The sequence below is a fragment of the Roseobacter sinensis genome (assembly GCF_025755255.1).
Lineage (GTDB): Bacteria > Pseudomonadota > Alphaproteobacteria > Rhodobacterales > Rhodobacteraceae > Roseobacter > Roseobacter sinensis.
In genome coordinates this window covers 134,461-153,446 of sequence record NZ_JALIEB010000010.1, presented here as the reverse complement: position 1 = coordinate 153,446, position 18,986 = coordinate 134,461, and the positions used below count along the sequence as shown (strand labels likewise).

Genomic DNA, 18,986 nt, shown 5'->3' with positions numbered 1-18,986 from the left:
TGCGTTCAGGCGTCCTGCACCGCCGGTCGTTTGACCGTGAAGATCCGCCGCAGCGTCACGTAGAAGACCGGCGTCAGGAAGAGCCCGAGGAAGGTCACCCCCGACATACCGAAGAAGACCGCGGTCCCCAGCGCCTGGCGCATCTCCGCACCTGGGCCCGTCGAAACCATCAGGGGAATGACCCCCAGAATGAAGGCAAAGGCCGTCATCAGAATGGGCCGGAACCGCAGCCGCGCGGCATCCAGCGCCGCATCGACAGGGCCAAGCCCCCGCTCCTCCTGCGCCTGTTTCGCGAACTCGACGATCATGATCGCATTCTTCGCGGCAAGCCCGACCAACACGATCAACCCCACTTGCGTAAGGATGTTGTTGTCCATGCCGCGGAACATCACGCCCAGAAGGGCCGCGAGAACCGATAGCGGCACGATCAGGATGATGGCCACCGGCAAAACCCAGCTCTCGTAGAGGGCGGCAAGGAAGAGGAAGGCGAAGAGCACCGAGAAGGCGAAGATGTAAGTCGCGGTATTGCCCTGATTGCGCTCCTGCAAGGCCAATTCCGTCCACTCGTAATCAACACCCGGCGGCAGCACCGTCTCGGCTAGCTGCTCCATCGCGATCAGGGCCTCGCCGGTCGACACGCCCGGCGCGGCATTGCCCTGAACAGGGACCGAGACCTGTTGGTTGTAGCGTTGAACGAGTGCCGGCCCGGCGGTGTCCCGGACGCTGACCAGGGTCCCAAGCGGCACCAGCGCCCCCGTGGCCGAGCGCACCCTCAAAGCGGCGATATCCTCCTCGTCCAAGCGGAACTGCTCATCAGCCTGGGCCCGCACCTGGAACAGCCGCCCGAAGGCGTTGTAATCGTTCACGTAGGACGAGCCGAGGTTGATCGCGAGGGTTTCGAAGATCTCTCCGATGGGCACGTTGAGCATCTGCGCGCGCACCCGGTCGATCTCGAGGAACACTTGCGGCGAGCCCGCCGAGAAGGTGGTGAAGACACCCTGCACCTGCTCGGACTGCTGCGATGCGCCCATGATGGCATAGGCCGATTCCAGCACACGGGTCATCTCGGCGCTTTCGTTCTCGCGCAGTTGCAGCTTGAAGCCGCCACCGGTGCCCACACCGCGCACGGCAGGCGGGGCAATCGCAATGATGAAGGCCTCGCGTAGGGCCTGCATGCGTCCGAAAAGCTGCCCGATGATAGCGTCGGCGCTCAGACCGCTCTCGAGCCGATCCTCGAAGCTCTCGAAGGTGGTGAAGATCACACCCTGGTTGGTGGCATTGGTGAAGGTGGCACCGGAGAACCCCGCAAAGGCCACCGCATTCGTGACACCAGGCGTCTCGAGCGCGATCTGGGCAGCCTGCTGCACCACCTCATCCGTTCTGTCGAGCGAGGCACCGTCGGGCAGTTGCACCACCACAATGGCATATCCCTGATCCGCTTCCGGGATGAAGCCCGTCGGCACCTGCTGGCTGATCCAGTAGGTGGCGCCAAGCAGGCCGACAAAGACGGAGAGCGACAGGCCCAGCATCGTCTTCGAGCACACCATGCGCCTGATGATTGCCATATAGCCGCGCGTGAGCGCATCGAAGCCACGGTTGAACCCTGTCGCGATCGGCCCGAAGATTCGGCCCGCGATGCTGGGCTGTTCCCGGTCATCCTTGGATTTCAGCAGGATCGCCGCCAACGCGGGCGAGAGGCTAAGCGAGTTGATCGAGGAGATAACGGTCGCCACCGAGATCGTCACCGCGAATTGCGTATAGAATTGCCCGGTGATCCCCGGCACGAAGGCCGAGGGCACAAAGACGGCGATCAGCACAAGCGTGGTGCCGATGATCGCACCCTGCACCTCGTCCATGGTGCGCGCCGAGGCCTGCCTCGGGCTCATGCCCTCCCCGATGTTGCGCTCCACATTCTCGATCACGACAATCGCGTCGTCGACCACGATCCCGATGGCGAGGATCAGACCGAAGAGCGTGAGCAGGTTGAGCGTGTAGCCCAGCGCCAGCATCACCGCGAAGGTCCCGATCAGCGATACCGGGATCGCCAGAAGCGGGATCAGCGCCGTCCGCCAGTTCTGCAGGAAGACCACGATGACGATGACCACCAGCAGAACCGCCTCGAAGATCGTCTCATAGACGGCATTGACCGAGGCTTCGATGAATTCCGTGGGGTTGTAGACAACCTGATACTCGAGGCCGGGCGGAAAATCCTCGGACAACTCTTCCATCACCGAGATGATCTCATCGGCCGACGCCAAGGCGTTGGACCCCGGCCTCTGGAAGATGCCGAGTGCCACGGCGGGCTTGTTGTTGAGATAGGAGTTGGTGACGTAAGACCGCGCGCCGATCTCCACCCGCGCCACATCCCGCACTCGTACAACACGGCCATCGTCCGAGGCCCGAACGATGACCTGTCCGAATTCCCGCGGCGTTTGCAGCCGGCCCTGCGTGGTGACGGCCACCTCGAAGGCGCTGTCGGAGTTGTTCGGTGGCGCACCAAGCGCACCACCCGAGACCTGCACGTTCTGTTCGCGCAGCGCATCCACCACATCGCCTGCGGTCAGACCCAGCGAGGCCAGGCGATCCGGATCGAGCCAGACGCGCGCGGAAAACTCTCGCTCGCCGAAGATCATCAGATCTCCGACCCCATCGAGCCTCACCAGCCGGTCGCGGACCCGCGAACGGGCATAGTTCGACACATAAAGCTGGTCGAAGCTTTCATCGGGCGAGAGCATGTGCACGACCATCATCAGGTCCGGCGAGGACTTGGTCGTCGTCACGCCAAGCGCGCGCACTTCCTCGGGCAGTCGCGGCTCGGCAATGGCGACACGGTTCTGCACCAGAACCTGCGCGGCGTCGAGGTCGGTGCCGAGCTCGAAGGTGATGGTCAGGCTCATCGCACCGTCCGACGTCGCGTAGGACGACAGGTAGAGCATGTTCTCGACCCCGTTGATTTCCTGCTCAAGCGGGGTGGCCACAGTGGCCGCGACGGTCGCTGCATCCGCTCCGGGATAGCTTGCGCTTACCACGATGGAGGGCGGCGCGATCTCGGGGTACTGCTCCACCGGCAGCTGGAAATAGGACACGATGCCGACAATCGTCAGCAGGATGGAGATGACGGCCGCAAAGATGGGACGGGTGACGAAGAAGCGACCCATTTCAGTTTTCCGCGATCAGAGGCAGGTCGATCTTCTCGGGCGCCACGACGCTGCCGGGCCGGGCCCGCACGATGCCTTCGACGACAATGACCTCCGAACCGTCGAGCCCGTCGCGGATCACGCGATACCCGTCGATGCGCGGCCCCGGCCGGACCTCGAGCGGCGTCACGTTGCCCTCGCCGTCCACGCTCATCACCAGCCTGCGGTTCTGATCGGCGACGATAGCCTCGTCGGGCACCAGAATACCCTCGTAGGGCAGCGAGCCAGGCACGTTCACCCGCCCGAACAGCCCCGGTGTCAGCACCTCGTCGGGGTTTTCCAGAACCGCGCGGATGCGCATAGTGCCGGTATTGGGATCGATCCGGTTCTCGGAGAAGTCCAGATAGCCGCTCTGTGGCGGGATATCGTCGTCAGAGAGCGTGACCTTCACCTCAAGCCCGCCACCGCCTTCCTGCAGCGACACGCCCCGCGCCCGCGCATCGCGCGCATAGGCCAGGAAGTAGCGCTCGTCGATGTCGAAGTAGAAATAGATCGGGTCGGAGGAGACGATCGAGGTCATCACCGTCTCGTTCGCGGTGACCAGATTGCCGGGGTCGACCTGGCGCCGGTCGATCCGGCCTGCCATGGGCGCGCGGATTTCGGAGTATTCCACGTCGAGCTGGGCCAGCTCCAACGCCGCGCGGGCCTGCTCCAGCCCGCCTTGCGCGGCGAGATAGGCTTCGCGGCGCTCATCCACGGTGCTTTGCGGGATATTGCCGTTCTGCACCAGAGATTGCGCCCGTTCGAGCTGTTCGCTGGCGAAGTCATAGGTCGCCTCGGCCACGTCGATCTGGGCCTGCGCCTGCCGCAGGGCCGTGTTGAACTGGCGCTGATCGACGGTGAAGAGGATCTGCCCCTCTTCCACCAGGCTGCCATCGGTGAAATGCACCTGCTCCAAGTAACCCGAGACACGCGAGCGGACGACAACCTCGGCCCGCGCCTCAAAGCGCCCGACGAACTCGTCGTCCTCCACGATTGTTTTCACAACCGGGTTCGCAACCGTCACCGGGGGCGGGCCCTGCTGGGCGAGCACCGCAGGAGACAGCAGGATCAGGCCGAGGGCAAAAAGAGATGCGGTGAAAGGTTTCATGAAAGCTCCGCCAAAAGGTATCTCGCAGGGTCACAGTAGTCTGCGAGAGTTCAATTGAAAGTAGTTTGTTGAAGACCCAAGACTTTCGGCGGGCCCTGCATGGAGCGCGCCGCGAAGGCCGCAGTTTCGTTCGGATTCTGTGCAGAATGCATGCCGAAGTGTCACGAGACAACAACGGGTTAGTGAAAATCTCGTGATTTGGGAATGATCCGCACGTCGCGCGGGTGGCGCTGCGCATGGGCGGAGACAGGCCGCACCACCTCATCCGCGCGCGCAAGCGGAACCGAGAACGGGTCCTTCGACAGTCTGACCAGGGCATCGGTCCGGTCCGACAGCTGATGCGCGACGACGTGGATCACATCCTCGTCCCGCTGCACGACCCCGCGCACCTCCATCAGCCGCGCCTGCATGATCACCTTGCGAAACGCCACCATCACCTTGGGCCAGACCACCAGATTGGCCACGCCCGTCTCATCCTCCAGCGTGATGAAACAGACCCCCTTGGCGCTGCCCGGGCGCTGGCGGATCAGCACGATCCCGGCGAGCGAGACCGGCTGACCGTTGCGCATCCGCGTCAGATCGGCGGTGGGGGTATACCCCTGCCGCGTCATGCTCTTGCGCAGGAAGGACATCGGATGCGCCTTCAGGGACAGACGCAGGGTCTGGTAATCGGCCACCACATGTTCGCAGACAGGCATTTGCGGCAGGATGAACCGGGTCTCCGGCCCTTCGTCGCGGGTCTCGGAGAAGAGCGGCAGATCGGGCGCGTCCCTGAGCGCGCGCGTGTCCCAGAGCGCCTGGCGCCGGTCGAGCCCCATGGAACGGAAAGCATCCGCCGCTGCCAGCTTGCGCAACGTCCCCGCATCCACGCGGGCGCGCTTTTTCAGATCCTCAAGATCAGCGAAGGGCGTATCGCGCGCGGCCATCATCCGCTCGGCCACCTCCTGGCCCATCCCATCCACTTGCCGCAGCCCCAGACGCACGGCAAAGCGGTTGGGCCCTAAGGGCTCCAGAGTGCTGTCCCAGTTGCTGTAATTCACATCCGGCGCGCGCACCTCGACCCCGTGTTCCCGCGCATCCCGCACGATCTGCGCCGGCGCATAGAACCCCATGGGCTGCGAGTTGAGCAAGGCGGCGCAGAAGACATCCGGGTAGTAATGCTTGATCCAGCTCGAAACATAGACCAGATGCGCGAAGCTCGCGGCATGGCTTTCGGGAAAGCCGTAATCCCCGAACCCCTTGATCTGGTTGAAACAGCGTGCGGCGAATTCCGGGTCATAGCCGCGGTTGATCATGCGGCTGACCATCTTCTCCTCCAGCGCGCCGATGGTGCCCTTGGAGCGGAAGGTGGCCATCGCTTTTCGCAGCTCATTGGCCTCGGCGGCGCTGAATTCGGCGGCCACCATGGCGATCTTCATCGCCTGTTCTTGGAAGATCGGCACACCCTTGGTGCGGCTGAGGATATGATAGAGCTCATCCGGGTCGTGCTCTGGCCCGGGAGAGGGGTAGTCCTCCTTCTCCTTGCCGCTGCGGCGGCGCAGGTAGGGGTGCACCATATCCCCCTGGATCGGGCCGGGCCGCACGATGGCGACCTGGATCACCAGATCGTAGAAGGTGCGTGGCTTCAGGCGCGGCAGCATGTTCATCTGCGCCCGGCTTTCGACCTGGAAGACGCCGATGCTGTCACCCTTGCAGAGCATATCGTAGACCGCTGGATCTTCCTGTTCGATGTTCGCGAGGCTGAGCGTGCGCCCGTACTGCGCCGCGATCATGTCGAAGGATTTGCGGATACAGGTCAGCATCCCCAGCGCCAGCACATCGACTTTGAGAATCCCAAGCTCGTCGATATCGTCCTTGTCCCATTCGATGAAGCTGCGGTCGGCCATCGCGCCATTGCCGATGGGCACGGTGCGGGTCAGCGGGGTTTCCGTCAGGATGAATCCGCCCACATGCTGGGAGAGATGCCGCGGCATGCCGATCATCTGATCCGCGAGCTTTATCGTGCGCGCCATCAGCGGGTCCTTCAGATCAAGCCCCGCCTCTGCCGCTTCAGCGGCCCCCACTTCGCGGCCCCAGCTGCCCCAGATCGTCTTGGCCAGCGCCGATGTGATGTCCTCGGAGAGCCCCATGACCTTGCCCACCTCGCGCACCGCCATGCGCGGGCGGTAGTGGATCACCGTGGCGCAGAGCCCGGCGCGATCGCGCCCGTAGGTGTCGTAGATGTGCTGGATCACCTCCTCGCGCCGCTCGTGTTCGAAATCCACGTCGATGTCGGGCGGCTCCTTGCGCTCTTCGCTGATGAAGCGTTCGAACAGGAGGTCATTGGTGGCGGGGTCCACGGCGGTGATTCCCAGCACGTAACAGACGGCAGAGTTGGCCGCAGACCCCCGGCCCTGGCAGAGAATGGGTGGTTTGCACTCGTACCGGGCATAGTTCACAACCTGCTGGATCGTCAGGAAATATTTGGCAATCTCCAGCTTGCCGATCAGGGCGAGTTCCTTTTCCAGCACGGCCCGCGTTTTCTGCGGCACGCCTTCGGGATAACGCTGTGCCGCGCCCTGCCATGTCAGCTCTTCAAGATACTCTTGCGGGGAGCGGCCCTCGGGCACCGTTTCGCGCGGGTATTCATAGCTCAGATCCCTTAGGTCGAAGGTGCAGGCATCCGCGACCTCACGCGTGGCGGCGATGGCATCCGGCCACTCGGCGAAAAGCCGTTTCATCTCATCAGTCGATTTCAGGTGCCGCTCGGCATTCGCATTCAGCAGAAACCCGGCCTTCTGGATCGTCGTCTTGTGCAGGATGCAGGTCATCACGTCCTGCAGCGGGCGCCGCTCGGGCGCGTGGTAATGCACGTCGTTGGTTGCGAGAAGGCGCAGACCATGTGCCCGGGCCAGCTGGTCCAGCCGGTTGATGCGCGCCCGATCGTCTCCGCGGTAGAGATAGCTCGCCGCGATGTGGCGCAGGCTGGGCAGCATACGGGCCAGCAACCGGAGCTCTGCGGCAAAGCGGTCCAAATTGGGACCCGGCAGAGCGATGAGGTGCACATCCTCGGACTGGGCCGCCAGATCGGCGCGCGTGATGTCGCATTGCCCCTTGGCCTGCCACTCGCCCTGCGAGTCGTGCATCTTGCCCTTCGACAGCAGCTCGCAGAGGGTGCCATAGGCGGCCCGGTTGCGCGGGTAGGCGAGGAATTCCTCACCCGTGACAAGCTGCAGCCGACAGCCGATCACCGGTCGCAGCTTGGCCTTGTGCGCCTCTGCATGGAGACGGACCACCCCGGCCATGGTGTTGAGATCCGCCACCCCCAGTGCGTCATACCCAAGCCGGTTGGCCATGCGCGCCAGATCCACCGCATCGGAGGCGCCACGCAGGAAAGAAAAGCATGTGGTGACCCCCAGTTCGACGAACTCCGAACGCGGGTTCGGCGTGAACTCTTCCTCCAGCGTGCGCCGGGGGCGCTGGTTGTCCATCTCAGGCATAGTGACACACCAAGGCCACGCCCAACCCTGGGGCGAAGGCCGTCTTGCAGTCGCTCCAGTGACACAGAATGCGCGGAGGGTACCCTATAGCATCGCCAGATACTCCCCATTCGCAGATGGAGCACAGTCCCTGCTTACAAGCCCCGCCCGGCCCATAGGCCGGGCATCGCCCGACCTCCCCATCAAACCCGAGGTTTGCCTTTGGCAAAACGAGAGCGATTTCAACGTAAGCAAATAGCAGGGCGCTGGCTTTCTTGGAGATGACCAGAGCAGCTTTGGTGTTACGAACGCCCTCCAGGTCGGGCGATACCCTCAGCACGTTGCCCTCCCACTCATGCAAAACACCCGTGCACAAACCACCGCGGGTCTCCCCCGCGCCCATCCTCATGCAGCCCTTCGCGGTAGAGCCAATAGCGGCAGCCCGCCTGATCCTCGATCCGGAAGTAGTCGCGCAGGCGCGTGCCGGGCCGGTCGGACCACCATTCCGGCGCGATGCGTTCCGGCCCGGCATAGCGCACCACCCGGTGGGTCTGGCGCCGCCAGATGAATTGCGCGGGTGGCCCTTCGGGCACCGCATAGAGCACGCGAATCTCCTCGGGCGGATCCAGCAGGCGGAGAGGGCGTTCTTGTGCCGGCGTCAGCGGATCTGCCCCTGCTCCTGCCATCGCAGGAGCCCACTGCGCGGCCCGCTCCGGCATATGGCTTTCCTTCAGCACCGGGGTCTTGACGGCCCGCGGGCCAAGCCGCGCGGTCAGGCGGTCGATCAGATGCGAGAGCGGTACCCCTCCGTCGCTCCCCCCACCCAGCTGCGCTTGCACTGTCTTAACCGGCTCGATCATCCCGGCTTCGAGCGTGATCAGATCGAAGCCGAAGCCCGGGTCCAGACGCTCCAGCCGGTCATCGAAGAGACGGCAAAGATGGGCGGGCGCGCGGCTCGGGGCCGCCGTGGCCACCTTAAGCCGGCTGATCTCGCCATCCGTGCGGTAGACCACAAGCGTGAGGCGACGACAGCCCGCGCCCTCCCGCTCCAGCTGCGCACAGACCTCTTCGCCGAGCTGCGGCAGATAGGCCGTCGGGTCCATGATGGGCTCGGGCAGTTTCGCCTGCGCGATGATCCTGGGGCGCGCCTCCTGGCTGGCCACCGGCTCGGCAAGACGCCCCATGGCCTGATCGAGCCGCAGAAGCGGGTTCGCCTCCAGCGTGCTGCGGGCGAACCGGCGCGTCAGAGAAAGTCTTGGGACTTCAGACAGTTGCCCGATGGTCTTCAATCCCAAGCGACCCAGCAGCAAGACAGTCTCCGCCTCCAGCCGAAGCGCAGCAACAGGCAAAGGGTGCAAATCCGCCGCGCGCGTCTCTTCAGTGCAGATTGCGCGCACCGGCCCATACCGCGCAAGCGCCCAGGCGGCCCCCCATGTGGGGGCGACAGCGAGCCGCGCGGTCAGCCCCAGCAACGACAGGCGCGTCTCCATCTCTACCAGCATTGCGGCCTCGCCCCCCAACAGGTGATCGCTGCCCGTGGTGTCCAGAATGAGCCCATCGGCCCCATCCACCACCGTCCAGGGGCACCAGCGCCGCGCCCAGAGCGCCAGGCGACCAAGCGCGCGGGCATCCCCGGCGAGATCGGCGTACTCCACCTGCAGCGTCGGGCAGACCGCACGCATGTCGACCACACGCGCGCCAATGGCGATGCCGGCCAGACGCGCCGCACGGTTGGTGGCATGGATCACCTGCCCGTGCGGGCCTTCGGCCACGAGGGCCACGGGCAGATCATCGCTGGGCGCGTTGCCGATGCGCGCCATTGCCTTCTGCCAGCGCTCCATCGCGAACTGGGGGAAGGATATCGATACGATCCGACGCGCGGTCATGGGTGACAGCCCAGGATCCGGGCTTTCTGCTGCGGGATTTGAAAAGCTCCGCCTGCCAACAGGGCGCGCCCGGCGCCTGCGGATCGTGCGGATGTGCCGCGGAGGGCAGCGAGGCGACGCGCCAGCGCTCCCGCGCAGCACTGAGCCCAGGCGCGGCTGCGCGCCGGATCAGCCAGCAGGCGACACCCGCCGCCTCGGCCCGCAGCGCCAGCCGCTTGGTTGCCGTGAAGTCGAGCGCGGGCGGGGCGCCCCAGACCTCGCCGATCACGGCCGAGAGCGCAGTGCACCGCAGCCCTTCCTCCATCGACCAGAGCACATCGGCGGGACGGCCGACATTGACCCAGATGACCGGCGGATGCACCCCCAGCCCGGGCAGGTAAGGCTGCCCGGCTTCCTTGCAGGAGAGACGGTCCTGCACCCAGAGGATGGGGGCGGACGTCTTGGGCAGCCGCGAGAGAACAAAGCCGATTGCGCCCGCATCGGTCACGGTTTGGGAAAACACCTCCGACAATGCGACCTGCTGTATCTCGGCCTGCCGTTTCATCCCCTGAAGGCGTTTTATGGAAAGAGGGGCGGACATGCGTCACATAATGACCTTCGTAAATGTTCTTTTTATGTTCTACTCGATTCGGCGCGGCTTTTCCACCGATATCGCGCTCTTCATGGCAACCTCCCCGTCCCGACATCGACGTGCGCCACCCGATTGCGCTCCACCTTGGGCATCCGCGGGTTTTCATTTTCATCAAATCTGTACATACAGATTTTGATATCTTCATCCTCACTCGTTTCGAAGCATTGGGCCTGCTGCCATTACCGCGCCCCCTCCCGACGCGTCCTTGCATCCTATTGCCCAAGGCGCCTACGCGCCCCGGCGCACCCGTCCGATCTGGTTGCAGATCTACGACCGGTTGCTGCACGCCTGCGAGACCGGCGCGTTGTCCCCCGGACAGCGCTTGCCCGGCGAAATCTCCCTGGCCCGAACATTCGATGTCAGCCGGGTGACCCTCCGCCGGGCTCTGCGCAGGCTGCAACAGGAGGGGCATCTGCAAGCTCGCAAGGGCGCCGGGGTCTACGTGCGCCAGCCGCTGACCCGCTGGCAGGTGGACGACAGCGGGCAGCAGCTCCCGGCGCGCACCGCAGACGCCCGCGCCATGGAGACCCGGACGCTGTCGCTGGCCAAGGGACCGCCCGATGCGGCGACCGCAGAACATCTCGAGATCGCCCCCGATGCCAAGGTCTGGCACCTGACCCGCTTGCGGCTGCACAAGGGGGTTCCGATCTACCTCAGCGACAAATTCTTTCCAGCCGACATTTTCGACAGGTTCGACGCGGCCTACGCTCCCGCCCAATCTGTGCAGGACGTCTTTGCCGCGCATGGCCAGGCTGACTGGCAGCGCACCGAGACCCGGATTTCCGGCGCCTTCGCCACAGCCGAGACTGCCGCGGCCCTGGAACTGTCACCCAGCACTCCGCTGATTGCAGTTGAGGCGTACAATACGGCCCGCAACGGCCGGCGGATCGAACTCACCCAGGGGATCTGGCCGCTGACCGGTGTGGAACTGGTCTTTCAACGGAGCTGACAGGACATGCCCCAGGGACAAACACTCGCCATCGACTTTGGAACGTCAAACTCGGCGGCAGCCCTGATGCATGCCGGTGCCGTGCACCGCATCCCTATCGAGGACGGGCAGCCCACGCTGCCTACGGCGGTCTTCTTTCCAGCGGAGGACGGCCCGATGCAGATCGGGACCGCCGCGATAGAGGCGCTGATCGCAGGCGAGGACGGCCGCTTCATGCGCGCGCTCAAATCCGTGCTCGGGTTGCCTCTCTTTCACGAGCAGCGGCTGATCTCGGGCCGTCGCCGGAGCCTGCTGGAGATCACGGCAGCCTTCCTCGAACGGCTGCGGCGCGCGGCCGAGGATCATACGGGGCAGCGTTTCACGCATGTTCTCTCCGGCCGGCCGGTGCATTTCCATGCGGTCAGCGATGACAAGGAAGCGCAGGCCGAGGACGATCTGCGCGCCAGCTACCACGCCGCCGGCTTTGCCGAGGTTTCCTTTCTTGCCGAACCCGAAGCGGCCGCCCTGACAACCGCGCAGGCCCGGAAAGAGGCTGACATTGAGCTCGTGGTTGATATCGGCGGCGGGACGTCGGATTTCACCGTGGTGCAACAATCGGCAGCCGGCCCGGTCGTGCTCGCCAGCCACGGGCTGCGGCTGGGGGGTACAGATTTCGACCATGCGATCTCGATGTCGCATGCCATGCCCTGCCTCGGCCTGGGCACGCAGCTGCGCCGCGAGATGGGCGATGGGCTGCTTCCCGTGCCCATCGCGCCCTTTGCCGATCTTGCCACCTGGGCCAAGATCCCTTTCCTCTACACGCCAGAGACGCGCCGGATGGTGGCCCGCATGCTCCGCCTGTCGACACAGCCCGATCGGCTGGGCCGGCTGGCACAGGTGCTTGAACAGGAGCTGGGGCACGACATCGCCTTTGCCGTGGAAGCGGGCAAGATCGCGGTCAATGGCGCTGAAGGCGAAGCGGTCATCGACTTGAGGATCGTCGAAACAGGTCTTGACATCGCGGCAACGCGCCCATCCGTGGATGCGGCGCTAACGGTTCACAAGCACAAACTCTCAGAGGCCGTCGCCACCACCCTGACCCGTGCAGGCATCGAGGGCGCTGACGTGCATCAGGTGACGCTCGTCGGGGGCTCGAGCCTGATGTCTCTGGTCTCGGATGTTGTCGCGTTGCGGTGCCCGCAGGCGCGGATTGCCCGTGCCGAAGCCTTCACCGCAGTTGTGGATGGCCTCGCGCACGCCGCTCACGCCCGGGACCGTGCGGCCGCCACGTAAGTGTCGCTCCCACATCCGCTGCGCCAGAGAAATAACCTCAAATTGACTTAACAGAGAGGGCTTTTGTTGGGCTTTTCCAGCGCTGACAGAGAGGTCTTTCCCGGCCAACGGCTGGTCTCAGCCCTCTTCGTTCCACCGCATGACAGCCCCGCTAACATGCTGAGAAGAAACGCCGATCCGTCAGCTACTGCCATGCTTTCCGAGGTTCGTCCCGGTCGAGGTCACGACAGGGTCAGAGAGCAAGCACGCCCAGTGACACATCCAATGCCGCATCGCCTGGCCGGCCTCGCGGCATCCGCACTTTACAGCGCATTAACCGCCGGCTGCTAGCCCGAAGGTCAGTCGTTATACGTCGTTGGTCAGGAGTTTGAGGGTACAGGTGCACAGGCGAGGCGCGCTCCATGGATGCGGGAACCGCATCGGGCTGTCACAGCGTGACAGCAGCAAGAGAGCGCGCCGCAGTCGGCTATCAGGACATCAGGGTGTCACGGCACACCTGTCCCTCAAACCCACCCCACACCGCGGTCGACCAAACTCTGTCCAGCCCCACAATACGGGTCTCGTGCCAGCGCTCTCGCAGTGCGTTGTCGGTTGAGACCTGCCGCATGCAGCAGATCAGCTTCACCGGCCGCTTCCTGAAACTGACCCTGATCGGGTACATGTTCTCGATCATGTCTGTTGCCGCGGCCATATGGTTTGCCTCTGCGCCGGCCCTGCATCAGATGCAACAGGACGCCAAGCGCGCACATCTCGAGACGAAAGCCAGTGTTATCGCCAGCATCCTTGACAACCTGCTCAACGATGGCGAGTTCATTGCGCGCTCGACGGAAATCATCAGTTACCTCAAGGGGTCCGACAGTCGCCCGGGGCAGGCGCAAAGCGCTCTTCTGCGGTTGCCGGATGCAACCAACGTGCGGCTGATCGATACAAGCGGTCAGGTCATCCTCGCCGCCCGTCAAGACGGCAGCTCCTCGCCGTTCCTGCCGGTCGAGGCGCTTGAAGGCATGGCCGCGATGCTGGAGGGCCGCGCGCCGGCTGCGCCGCGCATCTCCTACCGCCCCACGGGCAATACCTACGAGGCGCAGTTCCTGATCACCATCCCGATCCTTTCGCACGGCCTGGTCGAGGGGCTGCTGGCCTTCGAGCGCCGGCTCGATCTCACCCATGTGTTGAGAGCAGGCGCAGACGCGCCCCAGACAATCATCGCGACGACGTTCCAGAACAGTTTTTGGGAGGAGTGGCACGGCGGTGCAGGCCCCAGCGTATCGACGCCCATGCCGGGGGCCGATTTCCACCTCATCGTCGACACCGACGCCCAGGAAATCCAGACAGTTGGGCGCACTCTGGTATTGACAGGGATCGGCGTGGCGCTCCTGGCATTGATCCTGCCCTTCAGCCTCATGGCCGCGTCCGGCATGCGCGCCATCGTGCGCCCGCACCAGGAGTTGGAGCGCTCCCGAAGGGTTCTTGCCATTCAGCAGGATGAGCTGGCCGAACTGGCGCAGATCGCCGAGCTGGCGCGCGAAAGCATCTCCGTCACGGATTCGAGTGAACGCATCCAATGGGTGAACCAGGCCTTTACCAAGCTGACCGGCTATTCCCAAGAAGAGGCCGTGGGAAAGACACCCAAAGAGCTTCTGCACGGCCCCAACACCGATCCGCAAACGCGGCAGGTCATCAGACGCGCGCTCGAAGCGGGCCGGCCGGTTCAGGCCGAAATCCTGAACTACCGCAAGGACGGGACGACCTATTGGATCAGCCTCGGTATCTCGCCGCTTGATACGTCAAAGAAGTCCGGGCGCCGGTTTGCCGCCATTGCCACCGATATCACCAGCGCCAAGGAAGCGCAGGCCAAGCTCGCCGAGGCCAAAGCGGCCACTGAGCGGCAATCGCTTCAGGATGCGCTCACCGGGCTGCCGAACCGCCGCTTTCTCGACGATATCCTCGAGACCGAGGTGACAAATGCCGATCCGCCCCGGACACTCATCCGGATCGACCTCGATCACTTCAAGAATGTGAACGACACCCTTGGGCACAGCGCGGGGGACTACGTTCTTCAGCAGGTCGGAACGATTCTGCGGATGGGGATCCGGCCCGGCGATGTTGCGGTACGGGTTGGCGGTGATGAGTTTGTGATCCTGCTCGCCCGCGGCAGCGCCTCATCCGATGCCACGCAGCTCTCGGAGCGGCTGCTGGCGCGGATCCGTGAAGAGATGAACTTCGAAGGCAAGATTTGCAGGGTCGGTGCCAGCTTCGGTGTCGCCTCTGCCATCGGCGGGCTGATCGAGAACTCCGACCTTCTGAAAAGCGCCGATTCCGCACTCTACACGGCCAAGGAGCTTGGGCGGAACACCACCACCGTCTACACGCCGCAACTACACAGCATCGTCAACGAAAAGCGCCTGCTCTCGGCGGAGATCGAAATCGGTCTGAAGGGGCGCGAGTTTCAGCCCTTCTTCCAGCCCCAGTTCGATGCCCGGACCGAAGAGCTGGTCGGGATCGAAGCCCTTGCCCGGTGGCATCACCCCACACGCGGCCTGCTCGTTCCGTCACAGTTCCTGCGCGTTGCGAACCAGCTCCGCCTGACACCGGAGATCGACCGTCAGATCTTTCGCTCCGGGCTCGAGGCGGTGCGTAAACTGAATGCCGAGGATCTCTTCATCCCCAAGATTGCGTTCAACATGGACGTTCATCAGATCGCGAACACCCGGATCGAAGACATCGCGGAGGCCTACGACATCGGCGACACGCGCATCGCCGTCGAAGTGCTCGAAAGCGTACTGGTGGAAGAGCAGGACGGCAACTTCGTCGATCGCATCGACAGCCTGCGCCGCCAGGGTTTTCAGATCGAGGTTGACGATTTCGGCTCGGGCCATGCCTCGGTGATCGGCCTGAAACACCTGCATCCGCATGTGATGAAACTCGACCGGATGCTGGTGCAACCGGTCGACACCGATCCGACAGCACGGGCGCTGGTGCGCAACATGATCGAGATGGGTAAGGCACTTGGCATTTCCGTCACAGCCGAGGGCGTCGAGACGGCGGAACATGCCGCGATCATGGCCGATCTCGGCTGCGACACCCTGCAGGGCTTCTACTTTGCCCGGCCGATGGACTTCGAAGAGCTTCGGACATTTGCGCAAGCGGCCTGTGGCATGCGTTCCGGACAGGTGGCATCGTTCACGGCGCATCGCGAGAAGCGGCGCGAGACCCGTTGACAGGAACTTTCGGTGGGGCCAGCGCGGTCAGACAGGCCGAGATCGCCTGCTTTCCGTTGCCCGAGAGCAGAAGCGCCTCCGGCGACGGGGTCGAAGCCTCGCGCCCCATGACCCGCGCGAAGATCGGCGCCGCAGCACCGGGCTTGACCGAGGCTGGTGCGAGCGCCGCCTCGGCGAGGTTCGACTTGAAGAACTGCGCCGTCGACCGCGCGATCTGGCCGCAGGCCCCGGCACCGAGCCGAAACATGATTTCGAGATCAATGCCGGCGCGCGACGGCTCCTGAAGCGCCGGATCGAGCGGCGCAAAACGATTGGTCACATAGGTGCCGCGCCCAACCTCGCCCGACACCAAACCGCGCCTGCGCAACGTTCGTAGAGGCGACTGGCGGTCGACGCAGCGATGCCCATCTCATGCGCGAAAACACGCTGTGGTGGCAGCCGCGTGCCAACGGGCAGCTCACCCGTCGCGATCTGCGCTGCGATCCGGTTGGCGATGCGGGCGTAGGACGTGCTCACGACATTGCTCCGAGAGCAATTAAAACCGCGCTCGGAGCAATTGATGAGACCACACCGAAGACAGTCAAGGAATCTGCCAGATGCCCCAGCTTTCGCACCTCCACCGCATGGTCGCCTAGATGGCCTAGGCGGATGACGTCATGCTGATGAACGCGGAGCAGCTGGCAGAAGATGTCCTGATGGCCCCATGCGATACGCTCTTCGGCAGCATCTCGGGCACCTTCGATCACATCCTTGTGGTGGCAGAGATCTTCCGTGCGCCTCTCGAGGGACGGGTGCACCCGCACCAGGCCCGCTCCCGCGCGGCACCCCTTGCATTTCGCGACGTTGCGCAGCGCCTGCGCGCGATGAACACCCATTATGTGGATCTTGCCGAACAGTGGAGCGCCGCGGACCTGGCCCAAGTCATCCGCTTTGATTTCATCGGCGGCGGCTCACGCGCAATGACGCGCTGGGATATCCTGCAGCATCTCGTCAATCACGCCACCCACCACCGCGGCTTTGTCAGCACCTTGCCGTTTCCGCATCGGATCGACCTTGCGCCAAACGATCTGACCGTCTTTCTCCGCAACGTCTGGCCCGGGTTGGCCGAGACGCCCTCTGCGTGAGGCAAGTTTGTCAAAGGAAATCGTCCCGGCGGGGTGTGAAACAATCGATAAGTTCCCCCGATGCGAGGCACACGCAGCCATGCCGCGCGTTCGAGGGGATGACAAGGCTGTCGCCGGGTCCGACAACCCGCTCGTCACCGTCGATGGAGAAGCGAAACTCGCCCGACCGCACATAAGTGGACTGCACATGCGGATGCGCGTGCAACTGGCCTTCCGCCCCTGTCTCGAAACGAAAGGCGACGACCATCAACTCGGGGTGGTCTGACAGCACCTGGCGGGTTACGCCGGGGTCCGTTGCAACGATTGGAAACTCTTCGGGCACGGGTGTAACTCCTGACAGGGTGGAGGCGCGCAGGGCGCCCATATCAATCGAAGAACTCCGCATGGGTCCGGTGTACCTCGGCGATGGTATCGTCGAGCCGCGCGAGATGCCGCCGGGCAACCTGCGCGGCGGTCTCCGCATCCCGTCGATTGAGCGCGGCCGCGATCTCTTTATGGTCTTCGAGAAGGGTCGCCGCTTCACGCGCCCGCCCCAGGCTCAACATGCACAGCCGGTCAATCCGCTGCTTGCATTCCTCGATCGTACCGAAGGCCAGAGGATGCCCACCCAGCTCGCAGATCAGCTTGTGGAACGCGTAGTCGAGCGCATGAAACGCCTCCGGCTTTCCGGCGTCGATCACGGCCTGCTGCTCATCCAGGTTCTCCTGGAGCGCCGCCTCGCGCGACGGGTCCCAGATCGCGCAGGCGCTTCGGATCACCTCAAGCTCGACCGCCAGGCGCACAAAGCGGGCGTGATCGATCCGCTCCATCGAAAAGCCGCGGACCTTCGTGGCCTTCTGCGGCTGAATGACCAGCAGATCGAGGCTCTCCAGCCGGTTGAACGCGTCGCGCACCGGCTGACGTGACACGCCAAAACGCCGGGCGACATCGGCCTCCGAAACCTTTGCGCCCGGCAACAGCTCCAGCGACACGATCTCGTCGCGCAGTTGATCGAAGACCAGATCTGTGGTCGTCCGCCGCTCCAACACGTCCGAAAACCCTTGCATGCCCTGTCCTCACTGCATCTCCCGGCCATCCGGGGGCTGACATCCTCGACAGGATCGGCAGCCGAAGATACTCCTTGACAATACTAGTATACTAGTCGACTAAATTAGCCAAGAGAGAACCTGCGCTGTGCGATCACATCCCGGCGCAGGACCGCATCGACGGGGGGGGAAGCGATGTTGATGCCGCAGCGGCTGGCAGACCAGATGATCGGGGTGGCGCGCGCGAGACAGCGCCGGGCCGCGAGGCCACAGGCCTCACCGCGGCACGTCCCTTCACTCTCCAAGACAGCGGAGGAGGGAACATGAGCCAGCCAGACATAACATATGCTGCCCCCGCCCGGACACTCGACGGAAAGACTGCAATCGTCACGGGAGGTGGCCGCGATATCGGGCGGGCCTGTGCGCTGCGCTTGGCCGCCGCCGGCGCCGCTGTTGCCATCAACTACAACAGCTCTGCCGATGGCGCACAAAGCGCCGTCTCTGAAATCGTCGAAGGAGGTGGCAAGGCCCTCGCACGACAAGGCGACATGACCTCGGATGATGACGTCTCCGCCTTGGTCCGTGAGACGGTCGAGCGGTTCGGGGGCGAGATCGACGTGCTCGTGCATGTCACCGGCGGGCTTGTGGCGCGCAAGACGATCGCCGAGATGGACGTGGCCCACTGGAACCGCGTGATGGATCTGAACGCCACCTCCTTCATGCGCATGGTCAAAGCGGTCCTGCCGCACATGTCCCACGGAGGCGCCATCGTCGGGCTGGCCAGCCAGGCCGGGCGCGACGGCGGCGGGCCCGGCGCGGTGGCCTATGGTGCGTCCAAGGGCGCGGTGATGACCATGACACGCGGTCTTGCCAAGGAGCTGGGGCCAAAGATCCGCGTGAACTCCGTCTGTCCCGGCATGATCGACACCGATTTTCACAACATTTTCACCAAGGACGACGTGCGCAAGCACGTGGCCAGCATTACGCCGCTGAAGCGCGAGGGCCGCTCCGAAGATGTGGCGAACCTGGTGGCCTATCTCGCATCCGACGAGGCTGCTTTCATCACAGGCGCAAACATCGACATCAACGGAGGGCTCGTCTTTTCGTAATCGGCTTCGGCCAACACTCTGCGGCCT

General features: G+C 64.2%; 13 protein-coding genes. 5 read left to right on the top strand and 8 right to left on the bottom strand.

All coding sequences use genetic code 11. The features are described 5' to 3' along the window. Positions 1 to 5 precede the first annotated feature (5 nt). From MUB52_RS15510 to MUB52_RS15490, 5 genes are all read right to left on the bottom strand, one after another. On the bottom strand, positions 6 to 3,158 hold the full coding sequence (locus MUB52_RS15510) for an efflux RND transporter permease subunit (RefSeq protein ID WP_263845149.1): 3,153 nt from the start codon (positions 3,156 to 3,158) through the stop codon (positions 6 to 8). 1 nt (position 3,159) lies between these two features. Further along, complete coding sequence (locus MUB52_RS15505; protein ID WP_263845148.1) at positions 3,160 to 4,287, bottom strand: efflux RND transporter periplasmic adaptor subunit; 1,128 nt, start codon at positions 4,285 to 4,287, stop codon at positions 3,160 to 3,162. A gap of 179 nt (positions 4,288 to 4,466) precedes the next feature. Further along, entirely contained in the window at positions 4,467 to 7,766 is a 3,300-nt protein-coding gene (locus tag MUB52_RS15500; protein WP_263845147.1) for an error-prone DNA polymerase, read from the bottom strand. Between the two features lie 332 nt (positions 7,767 to 8,098). Next, positions 8,099 to 9,565 carry a Y-family DNA polymerase gene (locus tag MUB52_RS15495; RefSeq protein ID WP_263845146.1) on the bottom strand — a complete coding sequence of 489 codons (1,467 nt, stop codon included), beginning with the start codon at positions 9,563 to 9,565 and terminating at the stop codon, positions 8,099 to 8,101. After that, positions 9,534 to 10,175, bottom strand: coding sequence for an ImuA family protein (locus tag MUB52_RS15490; RefSeq protein WP_263845145.1), 642 nt, complete (start codon positions 10,173 to 10,175; stop codon positions 9,534 to 9,536). The genes MUB52_RS15495 and MUB52_RS15490 overlap by 32 nt, the downstream gene beginning before the upstream one ends. A gap of 292 nt (positions 10,176 to 10,467) precedes the next feature. On the opposite strand from MUB52_RS15490, the gene MUB52_RS15485 reads away from it, so the two are divergent. The 3 genes from MUB52_RS15485 to MUB52_RS15475 all read left to right on the top strand — a co-directional run bounded on the left by MUB52_RS15485 (position 10,468) and on the right by MUB52_RS15475 (position 15,701). Beyond that, complete coding sequence (locus MUB52_RS15485; protein WP_263845144.1) at positions 10,468 to 11,211, top strand: GntR family transcriptional regulator; 744 nt, start codon at positions 10,468 to 10,470, stop codon at positions 11,209 to 11,211. Between the two features lie 6 nt (positions 11,212 to 11,217). Then, entirely contained in the window at positions 11,218 to 12,483 is a 1,266-nt protein-coding gene (locus MUB52_RS15480; RefSeq protein ID WP_263845143.1) for an Hsp70 family protein, read from the top strand. A 605-nt stretch (positions 12,484 to 13,088) separates the two neighbouring features. Further along, positions 13,089 to 15,701 (top strand): bifunctional diguanylate cyclase/phosphodiesterase, encoded by a 2,613-nt coding sequence (locus tag MUB52_RS15475; RefSeq protein WP_263845142.1) that lies wholly within the window; start codon positions 13,089 to 13,091, stop codon positions 15,699 to 15,701. Here MUB52_RS15475 and MUB52_RS15470 read toward each other — a convergent pair. Further along, positions 15,664 to 16,050, bottom strand: a complete 387-nt coding sequence (locus MUB52_RS15470) for a hypothetical protein (protein ID WP_263845141.1) — start codon at positions 16,048 to 16,050, stop codon at positions 15,664 to 15,666. The genes MUB52_RS15475 and MUB52_RS15470 overlap by 38 nt on opposite strands. 307 nt (positions 16,051 to 16,357) lie before the next feature. Between MUB52_RS15470 and MUB52_RS15460 the strand changes: the two genes are divergently transcribed. Beyond that, on the top strand, positions 16,358 to 16,825 hold the full coding sequence (locus tag MUB52_RS15460; RefSeq protein WP_263845139.1) for a DinB family protein: 468 nt from the start codon (positions 16,358 to 16,360) through the stop codon (positions 16,823 to 16,825). 10 nt (positions 16,826 to 16,835) lie between these two features. Here MUB52_RS15460 and MUB52_RS15455 read toward each other — a convergent pair whose 3' ends face one another. Both MUB52_RS15455 and MUB52_RS15450 read right to left on the bottom strand, forming a co-directional pair. Continuing rightward, complete coding sequence (locus MUB52_RS15455) at positions 16,836 to 17,189, bottom strand: cupin domain-containing protein (RefSeq protein ID WP_404818234.1); 354 nt, start codon at positions 17,187 to 17,189, stop codon at positions 16,836 to 16,838. Position 17,190: 1 nt separating this feature from the next. Next, positions 17,191 to 17,871, bottom strand: coding sequence for a GntR family transcriptional regulator (locus tag MUB52_RS15450; RefSeq protein ID WP_263845137.1), 681 nt, complete (start codon positions 17,869 to 17,871; stop codon positions 17,191 to 17,193). Positions 17,872 to 18,173: 302 nt separating this feature from the next. Here MUB52_RS15450 and MUB52_RS15445 point away from each other — a divergent pair, with 302 nt between their 5' ends. Next, complete coding sequence (locus tag MUB52_RS15445; protein WP_263845136.1) at positions 18,174 to 18,959, top strand: SDR family NAD(P)-dependent oxidoreductase; 786 nt, start codon at positions 18,174 to 18,176, stop codon at positions 18,957 to 18,959. Positions 18,960 to 18,986 lie beyond the last annotated feature (27 nt).

Coding starts and splice junctions, on each gene's coding strand:
- MUB52_RS15460 (WP_263845139.1), top strand. CDS start 16,358: ATGCTGATGAACGCGGAGCAGCTGGCAGAAGATGTCCTGATGGCCCCA.
- MUB52_RS15505 (WP_263845148.1), bottom strand. CDS start 4,287: ATGAAACCTTTCACCGCATCTCTTTTTGCCCTCGGCCTGATCCTGCTG.
- MUB52_RS15490 (WP_263845145.1), bottom strand. CDS start 10,175: ATGAAACGGCAGGCCGAGATACAGCAGGTCGCATTGTCGGAGGTGTTT.
- MUB52_RS15510 (WP_263845149.1), bottom strand. CDS start 3,158: ATGGGTCGCTTCTTCGTCACCCGTCCCATCTTTGCGGCCGTCATCTCC.
- MUB52_RS15480 (WP_263845143.1), top strand. CDS start 11,218: ATGCCCCAGGGACAAACACTCGCCATCGACTTTGGAACGTCAAACTCG.
- MUB52_RS15475 (WP_263845142.1), top strand. CDS start 13,089: ATGCAGCAGATCAGCTTCACCGGCCGCTTCCTGAAACTGACCCTGATC.
- MUB52_RS15455 (WP_404818234.1), bottom strand. CDS start 17,189: ATGGGCGCCCTGCGCGCCTCCACCCTGTCAGGAGTTACACCCGTGCCC.
- MUB52_RS15500 (WP_263845147.1), bottom strand. CDS start 7,766: ATGCCTGAGATGGACAACCAGCGCCCCCGGCGCACGCTGGAGGAAGAG.
- MUB52_RS15445 (WP_263845136.1), top strand. CDS start 18,174: ATGAGCCAGCCAGACATAACATATGCTGCCCCCGCCCGGACACTCGAC.
- MUB52_RS15495 (WP_263845146.1), bottom strand. CDS start 9,565: ATGGCGCGCATCGGCAACGCGCCCAGCGATGATCTGCCCGTGGCCCTC.
- MUB52_RS15450 (WP_263845137.1), bottom strand. CDS start 17,871: ATGCAAGGGTTTTCGGACGTGTTGGAGCGGCGGACGACCACAGATCTG.